The organism is Clostridium sp. AF34-13, from assembly GCF_003477845.1.
GTDB lineage: Bacteria > Bacillota > Clostridia > Lachnospirales > Lachnospiraceae > Butyribacter > Butyribacter intestini.
Genome location: NZ_QUEB01000004.1, coordinates 125,764 through 144,150 on the forward strand (window position 1 = coordinate 125,764; position 18,387 = coordinate 144,150).

Annotated in this window: 17 protein-coding genes; 10 read left to right on the plus strand and 7 right to left on the minus strand. The window is 35.3% G+C overall.

Going from position 1 to position 18,387, the window contains the following annotated elements; genetic code table 11:
• Positions 1–71: 71 nt before the first annotated feature.
• The 4 genes from hydE (at position 72) to DWZ63_RS04960 (ending at position 4,371) form a co-directional block, all read left to right on the plus strand.
• On the plus strand, positions 72–1,115 hold the full coding sequence (hydE, locus tag DWZ63_RS04950; RefSeq protein ID WP_055941912.1) for a [FeFe] hydrogenase H-cluster radical SAM maturase HydE: 1,044 nt from the start codon (positions 72–74) through the stop codon (positions 1,113–1,115).
• Positions 1,116–1,208: 93 nt separating this feature from the next.
• Positions 1,209–1,358 (plus strand): hypothetical protein, encoded by a 150-nt coding sequence (locus DWZ63_RS15635; protein WP_156335797.1) that lies wholly within the window; start codon positions 1,209–1,211, stop codon positions 1,356–1,358.
• Between the two features lie 86 nt (positions 1,359–1,444).
• Positions 1,445–3,556 carry a DNA topoisomerase gene (locus DWZ63_RS04955; RefSeq protein ID WP_118498947.1) on the plus strand — a complete coding sequence of 704 codons (2,112 nt, stop codon included), beginning with the start codon at positions 1,445–1,447 and terminating at the stop codon, positions 3,554–3,556.
• Positions 3,557–3,702: 146 nt separating this feature from the next.
• Positions 3,703–4,371: a hypothetical protein gene (locus tag DWZ63_RS04960; RefSeq protein ID WP_022014139.1), complete on the plus strand. Its 669-nt coding sequence runs from the start codon at positions 3,703–3,705 to the stop codon at positions 4,369–4,371.
• Positions 4,372–4,561: 190 nt separating this feature from the next.
• On the opposite strand, the gene DWZ63_RS04965 is transcribed toward DWZ63_RS04960, so the two are convergent.
• Positions 4,562–5,053 carry a Rho termination factor N-terminal domain-containing protein gene (locus DWZ63_RS04965; RefSeq protein WP_118498949.1) on the minus strand — a complete coding sequence of 164 codons (492 nt, stop codon included), beginning with the start codon at positions 5,051–5,053 and terminating at the stop codon, positions 4,562–4,564.
• 281 nt (positions 5,054–5,334) lie between these two features.
• On the opposite strand from DWZ63_RS04965, the gene DWZ63_RS04970 reads away from it, so the two are divergent.
• The 6 genes from DWZ63_RS04970 to DWZ63_RS04995 all read left to right on the plus strand — a co-directional run bounded on the left by DWZ63_RS04970 (position 5,335) and on the right by DWZ63_RS04995 (position 12,373).
• The gene (locus tag DWZ63_RS04970; protein ID WP_118498951.1) at positions 5,335–7,299 is read left to right on the plus strand and encodes an aryl-sulfate sulfotransferase; all 1,965 of its coding nucleotides are present in this window, start codon (positions 5,335–5,337) and stop codon (positions 7,297–7,299) included.
• Between the two features lie 215 nt (positions 7,300–7,514).
• The gene (locus DWZ63_RS04975) at positions 7,515–8,222 is read left to right on the plus strand and encodes a hypothetical protein (protein ID WP_022014142.1); all 708 of its coding nucleotides are present in this window, start codon (positions 7,515–7,517) and stop codon (positions 8,220–8,222) included.
• A gap of 21 nt (positions 8,223–8,243) precedes the next feature.
• Positions 8,244–9,254, plus strand: coding sequence for a GGGtGRT protein (locus DWZ63_RS04980; RefSeq protein ID WP_055941923.1), 1,011 nt, complete (start codon positions 8,244–8,246; stop codon positions 9,252–9,254).
• A gap of 85 nt (positions 9,255–9,339) precedes the next feature.
• Positions 9,340–9,888: an alpha/beta hydrolase gene (locus DWZ63_RS04985; RefSeq protein ID WP_118498953.1), complete on the plus strand. Its 549-nt coding sequence runs from the start codon at positions 9,340–9,342 to the stop codon at positions 9,886–9,888.
• A gap of 126 nt (positions 9,889–10,014) precedes the next feature.
• On the plus strand, positions 10,015–10,404 hold the full coding sequence (locus DWZ63_RS04990) for a LysM peptidoglycan-binding domain-containing protein (RefSeq protein WP_022013216.1): 390 nt from the start codon (positions 10,015–10,017) through the stop codon (positions 10,402–10,404).
• 175 nt (positions 10,405–10,579) lie between these two features.
• Positions 10,580–12,373 carry an N-acetylmuramoyl-L-alanine amidase gene (locus DWZ63_RS04995; RefSeq protein WP_118498955.1) on the plus strand — a complete coding sequence of 598 codons (1,794 nt, stop codon included), beginning with the start codon at positions 10,580–10,582 and terminating at the stop codon, positions 12,371–12,373.
• Between the two features lie 134 nt (positions 12,374–12,507).
• Here DWZ63_RS04995 and DWZ63_RS05000 read toward each other — a convergent pair whose 3' ends face one another.
• The 6 genes from DWZ63_RS05000 to DWZ63_RS05025 all read right to left on the minus strand — a co-directional run bounded on the left by DWZ63_RS05000 (position 12,508) and on the right by DWZ63_RS05025 (position 18,387).
• Entirely contained in the window at positions 12,508–13,854 is a 1,347-nt protein-coding gene (locus tag DWZ63_RS05000; RefSeq protein ID WP_022013214.1) for a tyrosine-type recombinase/integrase, read from the minus strand.
• A gap of 74 nt (positions 13,855–13,928) precedes the next feature.
• Complete coding sequence (locus tag DWZ63_RS05005; protein ID WP_243020485.1) at positions 13,929–14,303, minus strand: BlaI/MecI/CopY family transcriptional regulator; 375 nt, start codon at positions 14,301–14,303, stop codon at positions 13,929–13,931.
• 131 nt (positions 14,304–14,434) lie between these two features.
• Positions 14,435–15,403 carry an RluA family pseudouridine synthase gene (locus DWZ63_RS05010; RefSeq protein ID WP_082440615.1) on the minus strand — a complete coding sequence of 323 codons (969 nt, stop codon included), beginning with the start codon at positions 15,401–15,403 and terminating at the stop codon, positions 14,435–14,437.
• Between the two features lie 61 nt (positions 15,404–15,464).
• On the minus strand, positions 15,465–15,962 hold the full coding sequence (gene lspA / locus DWZ63_RS05015) for a signal peptidase II (protein ID WP_055941931.1): 498 nt from the start codon (positions 15,960–15,962) through the stop codon (positions 15,465–15,467).
• A gap of 25 nt (positions 15,963–15,987) precedes the next feature.
• Positions 15,988–17,076, minus strand: coding sequence for a 3-dehydroquinate synthase (gene aroB / locus DWZ63_RS05020; protein WP_118498957.1), 1,089 nt, complete (start codon positions 17,074–17,076; stop codon positions 15,988–15,990).
• A gap of 192 nt (positions 17,077–17,268) precedes the next feature.
• A complete protein-coding gene (locus tag DWZ63_RS05025; RefSeq protein WP_055941937.1) occupies positions 17,269–18,387 on the minus strand; it encodes a DivIVA domain-containing protein in 1,119 nt (372 codons plus the stop codon).

An 18,387-nucleotide genomic window follows, 5' to 3' on the forward strand; every position in this document is an offset into this window, starting at 1 on the left:
ATAAATCTTATATGTGAAATATATTATATTTCGCACTATACACAAAAATGTGTGCAGAAATGGGGAGTAATATGCTTCAAAAAGAATTGATAGATAAATTACACAAAAACAGTATATTATCTGCTGATGAATTTTATAAAATGCTTTCAGAGCATGATGAGGAAGATTCCGAATATCTTTTCGGTCTTGCCAGAAAAGTAAGAGAAAACATATATGGAAAAGATGTTTATATAAGAGGACTTATAGAATTCAGCAACTATTGTCGCAATGACTGCTATTATTGCGGTATCAGAAAAAGCAACACGAACGCATCAAGGTACAGACTTAGCGGGGATGAGATACTCGAATGTGCCGATGAGGGTTACAGGCTAGGATTTAGAACTTTTGTTCTTCAGGGCGGTGAAGATATGTTCTTTACTGCTGAAAAAATCGCTGATATAGTAAGAAATATAAAAAAGCGGCATAGTGATTGTGCAGTGACTTTATCGGTAGGAGAGAGGGACTACGACACCTATAAATACTGGTATGATGCAGGTGCAGACAGATACCTTTTAAGACATGAAACAGCTACGGATGAACACTATAGAAAACTTCATCCTGACGAACTTTCACTTGAAAATAGAAAAAAATGTCTTTTTGACTTAAAAGAGATAGGTTATCAGGTTGGTGCGGGATTTATGGTTGGTTCGCCTTATCAGACGACAGAGTATCTTGTAAATGACCTGTTATTTTTAAAGGAACTTAAGCCACATATGATAGGAATTGGTCCTTATATATCACAGCAGGACACTCCTTTTGCAGATATGGAAAACGGTACGCTCGAACAGACATTATTTCTTCTTGGAATACTAAGGCTTATGTTTCCGAATGTGCTTTTGCCATCGACAACAGCACTCGGAACGATAGCACCAAACGGAAGGGAACTTGGTCTTAAAGCCGGGGCAAATGTAGTCATGCCAAATCTTTCGCCTGTTTCAGTGCGTAAAAAGTACCAGCTATATGACAATAAGATATGTACAGGAGAGGAGTCGGCTCAGTGTGCCGGATGCTTAAGAAACAGGATTGAATCTGTCGGCTATGAAATGACTGTCAGCAGAGGAGATTATAAAATTTAAAAATAAACTGCTTTAAAAATTTATATTGTTATGTGCACCCATATATAGTACCAATTTTGACTTGCAAGGTCTGCACAGAAATGGAGGTTTATCATGGAAAAAGGAACACGAGTAAATGTAGAAATAAATGTAACAAAAATCGTTAAGTATGTATGTCTTGCCGGAGTTGCCATAGTAGCAGCGATATTCAGCCACAAAAGTTATACGGCTTTTTTAAATGACAGAAAGAATTGTGACAAATAAATGATTTTGCATTATATGTTGCACCACAGGTGTTTATTGTAACGCATTTGTCATAATGTCTAAAATAAAATTAAGGATAATTAGTAATGGGTAAAAATCTTTTTATAGCCGAGAAACCGAGTGTTGCAAAGGAATTTGCCAAAGTGCTCAATGTAAACGGAAACGCTTCTAAAGGCTATCTTGAGTCAGATAACAGTGTCGTAACCTGGTGCGTAGGTCATCTTGTTACGATGAGTTATCCTGAGGTCTACGATGCGGCACTTAAAAAATGGAGTTTTCAGACACTTCCGTTTATTCCGGAACATTTTTTATATGAGGTCATTCCCGGTGTTTCAAAACAGTTTAATATAGTAAAAGGTCTTTTAAACAGGGACGATGTATCCTGCATATATGTCTGTACCGACTCAGGAAGAGAAGGAGAATATATATATCGTCTTGTCGATGATATGGCAAAAGTGTCACCCGACAAAGAAAAAAGGCGTGTGTGGATAGACTCACAGACAGAGGAGGAGATTAAACGAGGTATAAAAGAAGCAAAACTTTTATCAGAATATGATAATCTTTCTTCAGCAGCATATCTGAGGGCAAAAAGCGATTATCTTATGGGTATCAACTTTTCAAGAGTTCTCTCACTCAAATATGGCAGAACGATAATGGACTATCTAAACAATGGTAGATGGTCTGCAGTATCTGTCGGCAGGGTTATGACATGTGTTCTCGGTATGGTAGTCAAGAGAGAGCGTGAGATAAGGGATTTTGTAAAGACTCCTTTTTACCGTGTTATCGGAAATTTTGGATATGAGGGGCAAAAATTTGACGGTGAATGGCGTGCCGTAAAAGGTTCACAGTATTTTGAATCGCATCTTTTATATAAAGAAAACGGCTTTAATAAAAAAGAAGATGCACAAAAGCTGATAGATGAATTAAAGATAGAGACTCCTGCGGTAAAAGCAGTTATATGTAAAGCCGAAAAGAAAAAAGAGAAGAAAAATCCTCCTCTGCTTTTCAATCTTGCCGAATTGCAAAATACCTGTTCAAAACTTTTTAAGATAAGTCCCGATGAAACATTAAAGATAGTTCAGGAACTTTATGAAAAGAAGCTTGTTACATATCCGAGAACTGATGCAAGAGTGTTATCAACCGCAGTTGCAAAAGAAATACACAAAAATATCAGCGGTCTTAGAAACTATGCACTCGTAAGGGACATAGCTTCGGGAATACTTGAAGCACAGAGTTATAAAGGGATTGAAAAGACAAAATATGTCAATGACAAACAGATAACTGACCATTATGCCATCATACCTACAGGTCAGGGATTTAATGCATTAAACAGCGTAACCCAGACAGCAGCAAGGGTATATGAAGTAATTGTCAGACGATTTCTTTGTATTTTTTATCCGTCGGCAGAATATCTCAAGATAAATATTACTGCCGAAAGACTTAAAGAGTCATTTTTTGCAAGTTTTAAAATAATGACAAAAGAGGGGTATCTTGCTATTGCAAGTGCTTCTTTTGCAAAACAGAAACTTACGGATAAGCAGGCACAGACCACAGAAGGCAGTGCAGATGATGCGGCAGACAATGACAATAAACTTGACAAAAATGCCATTGAGAAGATAAAACAGTTAAAAAAAGGCATGGAGATAGATTTATTTTCGGCTGAGATTAAAGAAGGTGAGACTTCACCTCCAAAAAGATACAATTCAGGTTCAATGATACTTGCTATGGAAAATGCGGGGCAGCTTATCGAAGATGAGGACCTCCGGGCACAGATAAAAGGAAGTGGTATCGGTACGAGTGCAACAAGAGCTGAGATACTCAGCAAACTTGTTAATATCAAATATCTTTCTTTAAATAAAAAGACGCAGATTATAACACCGACGCTTCTTGGTGAGATGATATATGATGTTGTGTTTGCATCAATCCATGCACTTTTAAACCCGGAACTTACGGCAAGCTGGGAACTCGGTCTTACAATGGTTGCAGACGGCAAGATAACAGAAGAAGAGTATATGATGAAACTAAACAGCTTTATCACAAATCATGTGCAGAATGTAAAGAGCAAAAATTATCAAAATCTTTTCAAACCTTACTTTGATAAGGCGGCTGCAAATTATAAGACTTCAAAGAAAACTGCTAAGAAAACCACCGCAAAGTCCGGTACTGATAATTCAAAAACAAAGAATAAACAGGCATAATGAATGATATAAGAAATAAAAGCAGACAGCAATCCGTGGCATGATTTTGAACAAAATACTTTTTTGTGCAATAATCATATAATGCAATAAAATATATAGAGTAAATTGCTAATTTACAAATAAATTATGGAAATGAGGGAAATCATATGTACGAAAATTTAAAAAACAAAAACTTATTTAACTTCGATGAAACAATAGCCGCAGATATTTTTACGGATATTGATTTTCCGTGGGAGGTTCTTCCAAAGATAAAAGACTTTATAACGGGGCTTGGTGAGTCACTCTCACCTGATGATTATGACAAAAAAGGTGACAATGTATGGATAGCAAAGTCGGCAGCTATAGCACCTACCGCAACCATAAACGGACCCTGTATCATCGGAAAAGATACGGAAGTAAGACCGGGTGCCTTTATCAGAGGTAATGCGATAGTAGGAGAAAAATGTGTCGTAGGTAATTCTACAGAACTAAAAAATGTTATCCTTTTCAATAATGTGCAGGTGCCGCATTACAACTATGTGGGCGACTCAATCCTTGGCTACAAATCACATATGGGTGCAGGTTCAATTACATCAAATGTAAAATCAGACAAGACAAATGTTGTCATTAAATATGAGGGTGACAAGATAGAAACAGGGCTTAAAAAGATGGGAGCCATTCTTGGAAATTATGTTGAGGTAGGCTGCAACAGCGTATTAAATCCGGGTACTATAATAGGAAGTAATACAAATATCTACCCTCTGTCAAGTGTAAGAGGATATGTTCCAAAAGGAAGTATCTATAAAAAACAGGGTGATATTGTAGAAAAAAGATAATCCATATATCAAATAGGAAGTATGTATTCGGATATAAAAAAAATAATAATAATGTATCTGAGTATAAAAAAGACAGGAATAGAAATAGTTTACCTGAGTAAACAAAAAGAACACGATTTAAAATATAGACCGTGTTCTTTTTATGCATAGGAAAATTCTCGTTGGCAAAATGCTGATTTTGCTCTTTTTATTAAGCTGTTTTTCCGCAGCATTTTTTATATTTTTTACCGCTTCCGCAAGGGCATTTATCATTTGGATAAATCTTTTTTATCTGCATAAAACTGTTAGGTGTATTTGAAGGAGGTATCGGCATATCGTCAGGAATTACATTTGCAACAAGTGGTGCAACTCCAAATAAACGGTTTTTAAGTTTGATAACACCGTCATCGTCTGCACCATTTTCCGTTGCAGCTTTATTATCTGCTGCAGCAACATTGTTTTCATCCTTTGCAATAGCTGCAACCATATTTGCTGCCGTACTCTGTATATTGTCATTTACGCTGTTTTTAATCTCATCAGGCAGATCAAGTGTCGATACATCAACATTTGCAAGTCTTGAAATAATAGTATCAACAAGCTCTGCTTTCTTTAATTTTGAATAACCCTTAACTCCAGAATTTTTGGCAAATTCCTTAAGCTCTGTCACCTTATAACTATCAAGTATTTCATTAAGATTTTTCATTTTAATATTCCTCCGTACATTGTATGGATATAATTAACCAAGTAAATACTATTATATCAAACAGAAGCTTACAAATTCAATGCAATTATGTTACAAAGTTTTGTATAAAAACAATAATGGACTATAGATATTATACAAAATAAATATAACAGTGTAAAAAAATGGCAGAAATAACACTTTTTTGCAAAAAAAATGACATATTTGTATTTTAATATTAAAATCAGCATAAATCTTAATAAAATCTTAAGATTATGACTTGAACTATAAACAAGGATGGAAATATGAAAACGATAAACAAATTATTGGCACCTATCAAGAAAAAAACAATGAACGCACTTGTAGCTAATTATAAATGGCTTGAAAAACAGGTTCGGGCAAACAATGTCACTTATAATAACATAAGTAATAACTATGAAACAAATATAGATACAAAATCAGAAATTGCTGCAATATCATCTTATAAAAGAGAAGTAGCGATAAACGAGATATTAAAAAGCAAAGAATATGATTTCGATAATATGCTTGTCATCAAAAATCCGCATCGTATTGCACCGTTATCTGCACTTGCATTATTTGTGACGGATATGTCCTGTAAAGTTCAATATACCATAGCCGGCAAAAGAGGGAGTGACGACTACACGGTATGTGATGAGATAATGACTAAATATCACAGGGTTCCATTATTAGGATTATATGAAAATTCAGTAAATATTATTATCGTAAGGCTTCTCGATGAAAACGACAGCATAATTGCGTCAAAGAAATTACGCATTATCATAAGAGGTCTTGATAAACCGGTTCACAATGCCGTAAAACTTTCAAACAGCACACAGCCATTGTCAAAAGATTTTATTTTTGTTTCAGGCGGGTATCATGGCGGTGTTTATGCATTTGATAAAAAAGGAAATATCCGATTTGCACTCAATAAAATTCCTCAGTATTGTGGTGTATATCTTTTTAAAGACGGACGCTTTTTATTCCCTGAAAAGCATATGAGGAGACCTGCATGGGGAAATGCAAATACAGTTGTAATGCATGAAATGGATATGATGGGCAGGGTTTACCGTACTTATTATGATAAAAAGGGACTTCATCACTGGGCGATAGAAAAAGAGCCGGGTGGAAACATACTTGCACTTTCAAGTTCTACGGATGATACATTTATGGAGAATGAGATAGTTGAGATAGACAGATTTACCGGCGAGGCAGTAAGAGAAATAAATATGAATAAGCTTCTTCCGGAAAAATACATTACAAGAAATGACTGGGCACATATAAATTCAATAGAATATATTGCCAAGGATGATTCTGTTATCATTTCAATGCGTAATGTCCACACTATCGCAAAGATAAGTCTTGAGAAAGGCGAACTTGTCTGGATTTTAACAAACCCTAAATTTTACAAGGAAACTAATGTTGAGGACAAAGTCCTTAAACCGGAGGGTGATATAAAATGGTTCTTCCAGCAGCACGCTATCCAGATAGTTCACGATGAAAAAAATAAGGACGGCAGACTTCACATAATGCTTTTTGACAATCATACGGCAAACAGAAGACCTGTCAAATGGTTTGATAAAGAAAAAAAATCAAATATCATGTTCTTTACTATAGATGAGAAAAATATGACAGTCACACAGGATAAATATATCCCTGTTCCTTTAAGTGTTACAAGGTCAAATGAGGAATATGATACAAAGACAGGAAAAGTATTTGCCATGTGTGCAAATCTTAAACCGCCTATTGACGGCTATAACGGAAAAATATATGAAATAGATTACAATACGGGTGAGATTACAAATGAATTTTCATCTGAGTTGGATTATTTCAGTGCACATTCAATAGAATTTAACATAAATGATATGGCGAAACCGTTAGATTTTTCTAAAGATATGGTAGTCGGTGAGCTGTATGCACCTGTAAAAGCTGAAGGAAATGCTGAGGATTTTACCAAACTGTTAGATTTTGATGATATTGAAAATAATGACGATAAACCACAGATTTGTATGTATGGTGAATTATTACAGATAAGAGCACTTGACCATACACTTGAAAAGATATATCTGTATAATGAAAATGGCACATATATACAGGACTTTACGGATTCGGAGCAGACTATTGAAGTATTTGGAACACAGCATTATTATATGAGTATGCCGCTTATGGCAATAGCTCACGGAAATTATAAACTTGCCATAAAGCACAACGGAAAGCTTTATGACACACACAAATATATAAACATATTTTAGATATGATAAAAGCCGGGATAATTGATAACTGACTATCAATTATTGCCGGTTTTTGCTGTCTCTACCGTCTTATTCAATAAAATCTTGCAATATCTGAAATTTTTTGACAAAATTTTTCAAAAAGGTATAGACTTCACAATAAATTTATGCGAAAATATAGTTTAGGACTGCGGATAATGTCGCAGATAATAAGCATTATTGAAAGGAGCAAGAACATGATTTATTCACAGGAAGTAGAAAACATGTGCCCAGTAGCTCAGGGAGTACACCATGGTTGTGCACCAATCCCAGAAGAAGCAAAATGGGTTAAGGCAAAAGAAGTAAAGGATATTTCCGGCTTTACACATGGTGTAGGCTGGTGTGCACCACAGCAGGGTGCGTGCAAACTTACTCTCAATGTTAAGGAAGGTATTATACAGGAAGCTTTAGTTGAGACTATCGGATGTTCAGGAATGACACATTCAGCAGCTATGGCATCTGAAATTCTTCCAGGACTTACAGTAATGGAAGCATTAAACACAGACTTAGTTTGTGATGCTATCAATACAGCTATGAGAGAGCTTTTCCTTCAGATCGTTTATGGTCGTTCGCAGAGTGCTTTCTCTGAGGATGGACTTGCTATCGGTGCCGGTCTTGAAGATCTTGGTAAGGGACTTCGCTCACAGGTTGGTACTATGTATGGTACATTAAAGAAAGGTCCTCGTTACTTAGAGATGGCTGAGGGTTATGTTACAGCTATCGCATTAGATGAAGATGACCTTATCATTGGTTACAAATTCGTCAGCCTTGGAAAAATGACAGACTTCATCAAAAAAGGTGATGATCCTAACACAGCTTGGGAAAAAGCTTGTGGACAGTATGGCCGTGTTGACGACGCTGTTAAGCTTATCGACCCAAGAACAGATGAAGAGATCGCAAAATAATATAAAGGAGGCAAACGAACAATGGCATTATTTGAATCATATGAAAGAAGAATTGATAAAATCAATAGCGTTTTAAACAGCTATGGTATCGCTTCTATTGAAGAAGCTGAAAAGATTACTAAAGATGCTGGATTAAATGTATATGACCAGATTAAAGGCATTCAGCCAATCTGTTTTGAGAACGCCTGTTGGGCATATATAGTTGGTGCAGCTATCGCAATCAAAAAAGACTGCCGTCGTGCAGCAGACGCAGCAGCAGCAATCGGTGAAGGATTACAGGCATTTTGTATCCCTGGTTCAGTTGCAGATACTCGTAAAGTAGGTCTTGGACATGGTAACTTAGGAAAAATGCTCCTTGAAGAAGAGACAGAATGTTTTGCATTCCTTGCAGGACATGAATCATTCGCTGCAGCAGAAGGTGCTATCGGTATCGCTGAGAAGGCAAACAAGGTTCGTAAGAAACCTCTCCGTGTTATCCTTAACGGTCTTGGAAAAGACGCTGCTCAGATCATTTCCCGTATCAACGGATTCACATTTGTTGAGACAGAGTATGATCCATACACAAACACAGTAAAAGAAGTATTCCGTAAGTCTTATTCAGACGGACTTCGTGCAAAAGTAAACTGCTATGGTGCAAACGATGTTTGCGAAGGTGTAGCTATCATGCACAAAGAGGGCGTTGATGTATCTATCACAGGTAACTCAACAAACCCAACTCGTTTCCAGCATCCTGTTGCAGGTACATACAAGAAAGAATGTATCGAGCAGGGTAAGAAATACTTCTCAGTTGCTTCAGGCGGTGGTACAGGACGTACACTCCATCCTGATAACATGGCTGCAGGTCCTGCATCTTATGGTATGACAGATACATTAGGAAGAATGCATTCAGACGCTCAGTTCGCCGGATCATCTTCAGTACCTGCCCATGTTGAGATGATGGGTCTTATCGGTGCCGGAAACAACCCTATGGTTGGTATGACAGTTGCAGTTGCAGTATCTATTCAGGAAGCTGCTGATGCTGGTAAATTCTAATAAACCATAAATAAACTTTAGTGTTTTGGGAGTCCTCAGAGTTTTTGAGGGCTCTCTTTTTGAAATTCAGATAGGAGACAAAACAATGAGCAAAAAACTTGCCGTATTTTTTCCGGGAATAGGTTACCACAATGATAAACCATTACTTTATTACAGCAGAAAACTTGCAGCAGAAGCAGGTTTTCAGTGCGTGAGAGTAGATTACAATGGATTTGCGTCAGAAATTAAAGGCAATGCTGACAAAATGAGAGAAGCACTTGAAACAGCATATTCACAGACAGAGCTTATATTATCGGATATTGACTGGAAATCTTATGAGAATATAATTTTCATTTCAAAGAGTATAGGAACAGTAGTCGCCGCCCGTTATGCAAAAGAATATGATATAACCTGCAGAAATATCTATATGACACCTCTTGCAGAAACATTTTTATTTGAGCCATGCAATGGGATAGCCTTTCATGGAACTGCTGATTCATGGGCAGACACTAAAATTATTAAAGATAAATGCATAGAATATGATTTAAAACTTTCTATTATCCCTGATGCAGACCATTCACTTGAAACAGCAGATACGATGAATAATATAGCAATAATAAATAAAGTAATGGACGAAATAAAAAAATATCTTTAAAACAGTTCCAGATAGTTATTTCATGTTATCGAACAAATTTTCTCTTTTGTATTGACAAACAGTTGTTCTAATGATAATATAGTTTACACAGTAAACGAACAAATGTTTATCACAAAGGAGGAGCCTATGTTTATAAGAGATATTTTATCACAGAAAAGATATTTACCGGTTAAGTTAGCAATAGTAGCTGTTATAGCATCATTTATTGCAGTTTTAAGTTTTCATATAAGCAGATCGTCCGGAGTGAGCACTTTTAACGGCACCGTGACAAATGATACGGATATTGCAGGCAACACCGGCAGTCAGAAAAAAATGTCATATGTATCTGTCACTATACAGCAAAATGACTCGCTTTGGAGTATAGCCAAAAAGTATAAAAATCAATATGACGGTTCTTTTAATGATTTTTTGGAGGAAATAAAGAGGTGCAACGGACTTAGTTCAGATACCATATATGCCGGAAATCATATCATCGTACCTGTTGTCATACATTCTGAAAAGATTGAACATCCATAACTTTGACACAGTTCTTCGTTAAAATAGCACCGTTGTGTAAAACAAAGATTTGTTTTATATTATATGGGTCAGGCGGATATTGGCAATCTGCTCTGATGCTTGCTTGTAATACTATCCAAGCCAGTACACCAGATAGTATTAAATACATTAAATTTACACGGAGGATTATGTTAAAATGAGATTTTTCAGATACAGTAAACAAAATACACATAATAAAAGATTACTTGCGGTTGTCAGAAAGACTGCTTTTACAATTTTTGCAGCAGCTATATGTCTTAGCACTACAAATGTAGCAAAAACATATGTTGATGCAGCGGTATCCATTGAGCAGAATGATGAATATACGGATATAGCTGCTGACAGCTCGCTAAAAATGTATTATAACAAAACTTTATACGATAATAGTACATTTCCAGGCATACGCATTGATGATGTATGGATGGTGCCTGTAAAGGAGTTCTTAGCAGACAAGCTCGGATGCACATATAAGTATTCCGAGACTAATGGTAAACTTACTATTACAAACAAATATGGCAATGAGCAGATAGAAGCATACATAGGAAGTACGGAATTAACTGTCGGTTCTTCAGCTATAACTATGGATGAGCCTGTTATAAAAGCAAGAAACTCAGAAAATACTTCCGAAGAAACAATTTATGTACCGGCTTCTAAAGTTATTCAAAATCTCGGTTATGGTTATGAGTCCACAGCAACATCATTAAATGTTACTGACATTATCAGCTATTATAAAAAATCAGAGCAGACATGGTATGAAAACAGCTACACTAATGCGATTAACAGTATCATTTGCACTAAAAATTCTGACAATAAAGATATAGTTCAGATTACTGCATTAAATCCAATTGAATCTGAAAATGTGAGTGTCAAAGCCGGAGACAACAGCATTGAATATATATATGCAAAAACTAAAAATCTTCTTGGTGATATTAAGGAAACAATAAGTGACAGTACAGCCGTAAAATCACTGGAAGTATGGGAAGACCAAAATTTAGCTGCTCATATCAAAGTTACTTTTGACGACAAATATATTACAAGTAAATCAATTTCATCAAATTTTTTTACTATCACATTTACTAAGGCATCTTTTAGCATGAAAGCATTGATTCCTGATAAAGTTAAGGCAGAGAAGATTACAGCAACGGACAGATATTGGAATAAGCAGTTTTATATAATAGTTCCTGGAAATCATGTCTCTTTTTATAAAAACAACAAACCTATAGACAATAGTTCAGCTATCAAAAAAATAGAGGTAAATAAAACTTCAGGCGGTGACACAAGGATTATTGTAACCACAACTAAGCTGCAAGGCTATAAAATTGACAAAAAAGACGGTTATTTTACGGTAAAAGTCGGCTCTCCAAATAGTATATATAAAAATATTATCCTGTTAGATGCAGGACATGGCGGGAAAGATTCCGGTGCAAGATTCGGAAGCCTCTATGAGAAAAATCTTAACCTTGAGATTTTATATACGAGAGCACGCAAATATTTTGAAAGCAATACTTCAAATGTAAAAGCATATTGGACACGCCACAACGATACATTTATAAATCTTTATACAAGACCAAAACTTTCAAAAACTTATAGAGCCGATATGTTTTTGAGTCTTCACATGAATAGTGCAAGTAACAGAACTGCCAATGGAACAGAAGTATATTATTCATCACGCAATAATAAAGTAACTTCAACCGGTCTTTACAGTAAAAAGATGGCTTCAATAATGCTTAATTCTGTATTAAACGGGATAAATTCTAAAAACAGAGGCGTGCGTCAGGCAGGATTTGTAGTTAATAAATATAACACGGTACCGTCAGTTTTAGTTGAACTTGGATTTATAACAGGCAATAAGGATTATCCTAATCTAAAAAAGGCTTCATACAGAGAAAAAGCTGCTAAAGCATTGTATGATGGTGTAGAAAAAATATTTAAGAAATATCCTGCAAAATAAAAAGGGCAAAACCAGCGTTTTGCCCCTGGTGTCACACTACTTTACGAGCATTTTCCTATAACATAGAAAAGTGCAAAACCAGTGTTTTGCCCCTCAAGAATTGCTTTGCAATTCTTGAGGGGTTCTGCTATAAATTAATGTCCCCATTTAACAGCTCCTGCGGCACTTCGTTTTTTATCATCATCTATTGCAGCATAATGTTTCTTTGTTGTATTTACATCATTGTGTCCTAAAACATCTGCTACAAGATAAATATCCCCTGTCTGTCTGTAAAGTGCCGTGCCATATGTGCTGCGAAGTTTATGTGGTGTAATATGCTTAAATGTTGTAACTTTAGTTGCATATTCTTTGACAAGATCCTCTATTGCCTGCACAGTCATACGTCGGCGTTGGATAGAGTAGAAGAGTGCGTGTTCATGACCTTCTCTTGGTACAATTTCCGAACGCGCATAATCTATATAATTCTCAAGTGCATCTGCAACATCATCGCCAAAATATACATATTCTTCCTTGCCGCCTTTTCGTATAATTCTTATACGACATTCTTTAAAATCAACATCTTCTATATTCAGTCCTACACATTCGGAAACACGGATGCCTGTCCCAAGAAAAAGAGTAAAGATGGCAATATTTCTCAGCTTGTTTTTCTCATAAAATACTTTTTTACGACCTGTGAGATTATCACCTGCGTGTTCTACAAGGTTTAAAAGTTCAGAAACCTCCTCAGAGTCCAGACGGATTATTTCTTTATCGTGCAATTTTGGCATATCGATTACAGTGGTAGGATTATTTGATATAAGTTCTCTTTTTTGGTAATACAGATAAAAACTTTTAAGTGAAGCGATTTTTCTGTGAATTCCGCGCTCATCGTTTGAATACTGTCTGCCGGCATATGTGTATAATTTGAGATATTCCATATATTCTTCAATATCTACAGGTTTTAATGACTCAATATCTTTTAGTGAAATACCGGAGATATAACTGTCTAATACGGCAGCATTATCTGAACTGTCTGTATGGTCGTTTGCAGCTTGATTTTTATTGTCATCAATGGCAATATTTTTCTTTGCGTCAATTTGTCTTGCAGAAAGTTCGGGATTTGCAGATAAAAGAAATCTGAAAAATGTCCTTAAATCAGATGCATAACCCATGCGTGTTTTTGTTGTTGTCTTTGGTTCGATACCACGAAAAAAATCTTTGCAAAATGTTGGAAGTTCTTTTAATTGTTCACGCAATTTTTTTGTATCTCTAAGTGATACCTGCTGATGATAATTTTGATCTGTCTGAGTCTGTTTTGATTTTGCAGCAGCACTTAAAGTTGTGGTTTTGCCTGAGATATTTTTTTTGTCGGCTGCATCTAAAACAGTGTTTTTATTTGAAATATTTTCGATTGTGTCTGAATTTATATTTTTGTCTGAAACATTTTTTTTATCATTATTTTTATTGTTTTTTCCTAAAAACGATATATTGTTGTCTGTCATATGTTTTTCCTCCTTATCTCTTTGGAAAACTGGAATTTATCAAAGAGTTAAAAATACTACCCTACACAAAAAGTTTAATATTTATTTACCAGTTTTTTCAACTCTGCAATATCTGCAGATGTCAATTCTTTAGCTGCAAGGTATGTCGCAATAAAATTACTGAGCGAGCCATTATACAATTTATCTAAAAGTGCCTGTGTCTCAATTTCCTGTGTAGCCGCTTTACTAATAAGTGCTTTACAGATAAATCCGGGATCTTCACGAACAATGGCACCTTTATCAATTAATCGTTTTATAACCGTATATGTAGTATTTTTTTCCCAGCCAATATATTCTTTGATTATTTTTGCGATATCTTTTGCTGCCAGTTCTTTATTAGACCATAGTAGTTCCATCACATTTAGTTCGCCCTCATGCAGTCTTATTATACCGTCATTTGTCTTTTTCATGCTGTATCTCCCTATATATATTTATATATATTATATATTTATATATAATGTCTATTGCCATTTTTCAGCTTAAGATGCTTAAGCCTGATATACCTGTGTCATATATCAATCACATTTTTGTTATATTGCAATCACTTTCTTAACTTATTAAGAAGTTCCTTAAAATAAGTTGGAAGTTCTGCATCAAATTCTACATATTGTCCTGTTGTCGGATGTATAAAACCTAATGTTTTTGCATGCAAAGTCTGACCTGTTAGTTTAAATGGACATTTTGCCGGACCGTAGACCGTATCACCAAGTATCGGGTGTCCGATGCTTGCCATGTGAACTCTTATCTGGTGCGTTCTGCCTGTTTCAAGTTTACATTCTATATAAGTATATTTATTATTTAAGGTATCTAACACTTTATAATGTGTTACAGCTTTTTTACCGTTTTTTACATTAATCGCCATTTTTTTTCTATCTACCGGATGTCTCCCTATATCCCCCTCGATAGTTCCCTCTGCCTGTTTTAAATGACCACAGACTATGGCATGGTATGTTCTTGTGATAGAATGTTCTTTCAACTGTTCTGCAATGCATCTGTGTGCTTTATCATTTTTGCAGGCAACTATAACACCTGTAGTGTCCTGATCTATTCTGTGAACTATACCCGGTCTCAGTTCTCCGTTTATACCCGACAGGTCATAACAATGGTACATAAGTGCATTGACTATTGTGCCGCTGTAATGCCCAGGAGCTGGGTGAACGACCATCTGCTTCGGTTTATTTATAAGTATAATATCACTGTCCTCATAAATTATGTCGAGCGGAATATTCTCTGGAACTATCGCTGTGTCTTTTGGTTCACATATACTCATCTGTACATTGTCACCGCTTTGAAGTTTATAGCTGCTTTTAACGGCTTTACCATTTACTTTTACCAGACCATCTTTTATCTGTTTCTGAATAAATGAGCGCGACATATCCTTAAACTTTTCAGTCAAAAATCTGTCAAGACGGCAGTTATCAAATTCATTTTCAACCTGAATATCATGTATCTCGGAAATATCAATATTGTCTTTATCTTTATTTTCAATCTTCAAACTGTCATTGCTCATACTTAACCTCAATTCTTATATTCTATTTCTATCCATCCACACAAGATTAGATGGAATAATCTTATTTTTTCAATATTCTGTCCAGATCATTATCATCATAATAAAATATAATCAATAAGACAGCCAAAACAGCACTGATAACAACATAACAATCAGCCACATTAAATACCGGAAAATTGATAAGCTCAAAATACAAAAAATCGACAACATAACCGTTTGCAATTCTGTCTATCATATTTCCTACAGCTCCTGCAGCAAGGACAACAAGAATCCATCTCATAGAAGTAAATTTTTTTTCATGCGGTATGCGGTTAAAAACAAAACCAATCGCTAACAACACAATAATCGTGACGATAAGCAATGGAAATCTTTGATTTTGAAAAAGTCCAAAAGCTGCACCATGATTTTCAAGGTAAAACAATTTAAATACATTTTTTATTATAGGAAAACCTGTATTTCCTTTTAATGTGCCTACGGCAAGCTGTTTTGTCATTTGGTCTGCTCCAATAAGTACCAAAAATAATATTATCCATTTTAAATACCAGACAGCCTTTTTCATGTTAATCCTCATTTCTGTATAGTTTTTATAATAATACGACAGATAATGCTTCTCTCATTTCATCATCGGTCACATCTTTTCTGATAACAGCATTTCCCGGTCTGTCAAGCAATATAAATTTTATCTTGCCAGCATCCATCTTTTTGTCGCTTTTAGATGTCTCTATAATGCTGTCGACACTAAGTTCACTGACAGAAACCGGGAGGTTGAGTGTTTTTAACATATCTGTCATGCCTTTAAACTCATCTTCAGTTATCATATCACGCTTCATGGAAATATAACCTGCTGCAACCATTCCAAGTGAAACACACTCACCGTGAAGAAGTGAAAAATTCATAAGTTTTTCTATGGCGTGTCCTAATGTGTGTCCGAAATTGAGCAATGCACGCTCACCTTTTTCCGTAGGATCATTTTCGACAACCATTCTTTTAATATTGCAGCTTCCTGACACCACTTCTTCAAGTACATCAAGGCTTCGGCTGTTTAATTCAGAAAGATGTTTTTCTATATATGAATAATATTCCGTGTCTTTTATAAGACCATGCTTTATAATCTCACCAAATCCTGAATAATATTGCTTTTCGGTAAGGGTATTCAGCGTTGAAAGGTTCATATATACTGCTGATGGCTGGTGAAATGCTCCAACCATATTTTTATATCCCCTGAAATCAACACCGGTCTTTCCACCGACACTGCTGTCTACCATTGCAAGAAGTGTTGTTGGAAGCTGTATGACTTTTATGCCTCTAAGATATGTCGAAGCAGCAAAACCTGTAAGGTCACCTACAACACCACCGCCGAGAGCAAGTAAAATATCTTTCCTGTCAAATTTTTCTTTTATAAGATGTTCATATAAATCCTCAACGACATTGAGATTTTTAGACGCCTCACCTGCCGGAAATACAAATGAAGTAACTTTACTCACACATTCAGATGCTATATCCATAACGGCATCAAGATAATGTGATGCCACACTGCTGTCTGAAACTACACAAACTTTATGTTCAGCTTCCACCTGCTCTTTTATCACAGAAGCAAGTTTACTATAATCTTTTTCTATAGTTATATTATATATTGGTTTATCATCATAATGAACTGTAATCAGCTTACTCATATTAGTCCCCATTTCTGCACACATTTTTTGAATATCAGGTTTGTGTCAAGTGTGCACAGACACAAATCTTAAATGTAAAAATAAAGCTATTCACACTTTAATCTAAGTAATAACTCTAATATAAGTCAATAATTTTAACCTAAATGATAACTCTAATCAAAATTTATAACTCTAAAATTCAAGTCAATAACTTTAATCCAAGTCAATAAATGTAAATGGGTTCTTTTTTTCTTTTGAACCTGCATTATTGCCTGAAAGATATGAAACACTATCATCTTTAGGCATAGATGCCGGGAACACGGTGTTTGATATGTCTTCTTTGGCATCATTAATTGTAGGTGTTTTCATCATAATATTCTCTACTATAATATCATCTTCTGCATTATCGGCTTCGTTTTTATTCTCCTCGATACCTGTCTGCTTTTTATCCTCAGATTTCAGTACTTCAGATTTATTGATATTTTCAACGGCTTCATTTTCTTTTATATCAGAAACAGTGTCATTCTCTGCGTCAATTTCTTTATCTTTTATATCATCATCTTCTTCAACTGACTGCCAGATAAAGTTCTGTTTTTCTTCTATGGTGGTGTCAGACGATTTGGCATCTGTTGCATTTACAATGTTATCTGACTCTGATGCAGCTTCGATTTCTGCATCATTTTCCACTTCTGCAGTTATGTCCGGCTCAACAGATATTTCTTCAACAATATTACTTTTTTCTTCTTTTACTAAATCCTCTTTTTCAAAACTGTTTATACCTGAAGTTTCTTCGCCGGAAATCAAATTTTCAGGGGTTTCAGGTGAAGAACATTCACCATTCACAAAATCAAGCTGTTCTTTTATAATGACCTTTATTTTTTGCTTATATTCTTCATATGATGATGATAATAAAGACAATCTGCCGTTTATCTCCTCATATTTTTTCTGTGCATCTGTAACTTTTTTATCAAACTCAGCTTTTGCATTATCAGTATATTTATCTGCTTCTTTTTGTGCATTTGAAACAATGTCATCAGCCTCTTTCTTTGCCAGACTGACTATATTAGCAGCCTCCGCTTTTGCAGCATTCTTTGTTTCTTCTGAAGTCTTTTCAGCTAATACAAGTGCCTTTTGAAGGTTATCTTCAAGATTTTTATAATATTGTATTCCTTCACTGAGTGAAGTAAGCTTCTCTTTTAACTTGGCATTTTCTGAACTGAGTTCTTCAAAACTTTCAAGTATTGATGCTAAAAACTCATCTGTATCTTTTTTATTATATCCACCCATCGTTGTTTTAAGCGAACGATGTTTAATATCTGCCGGTGTAAGCAT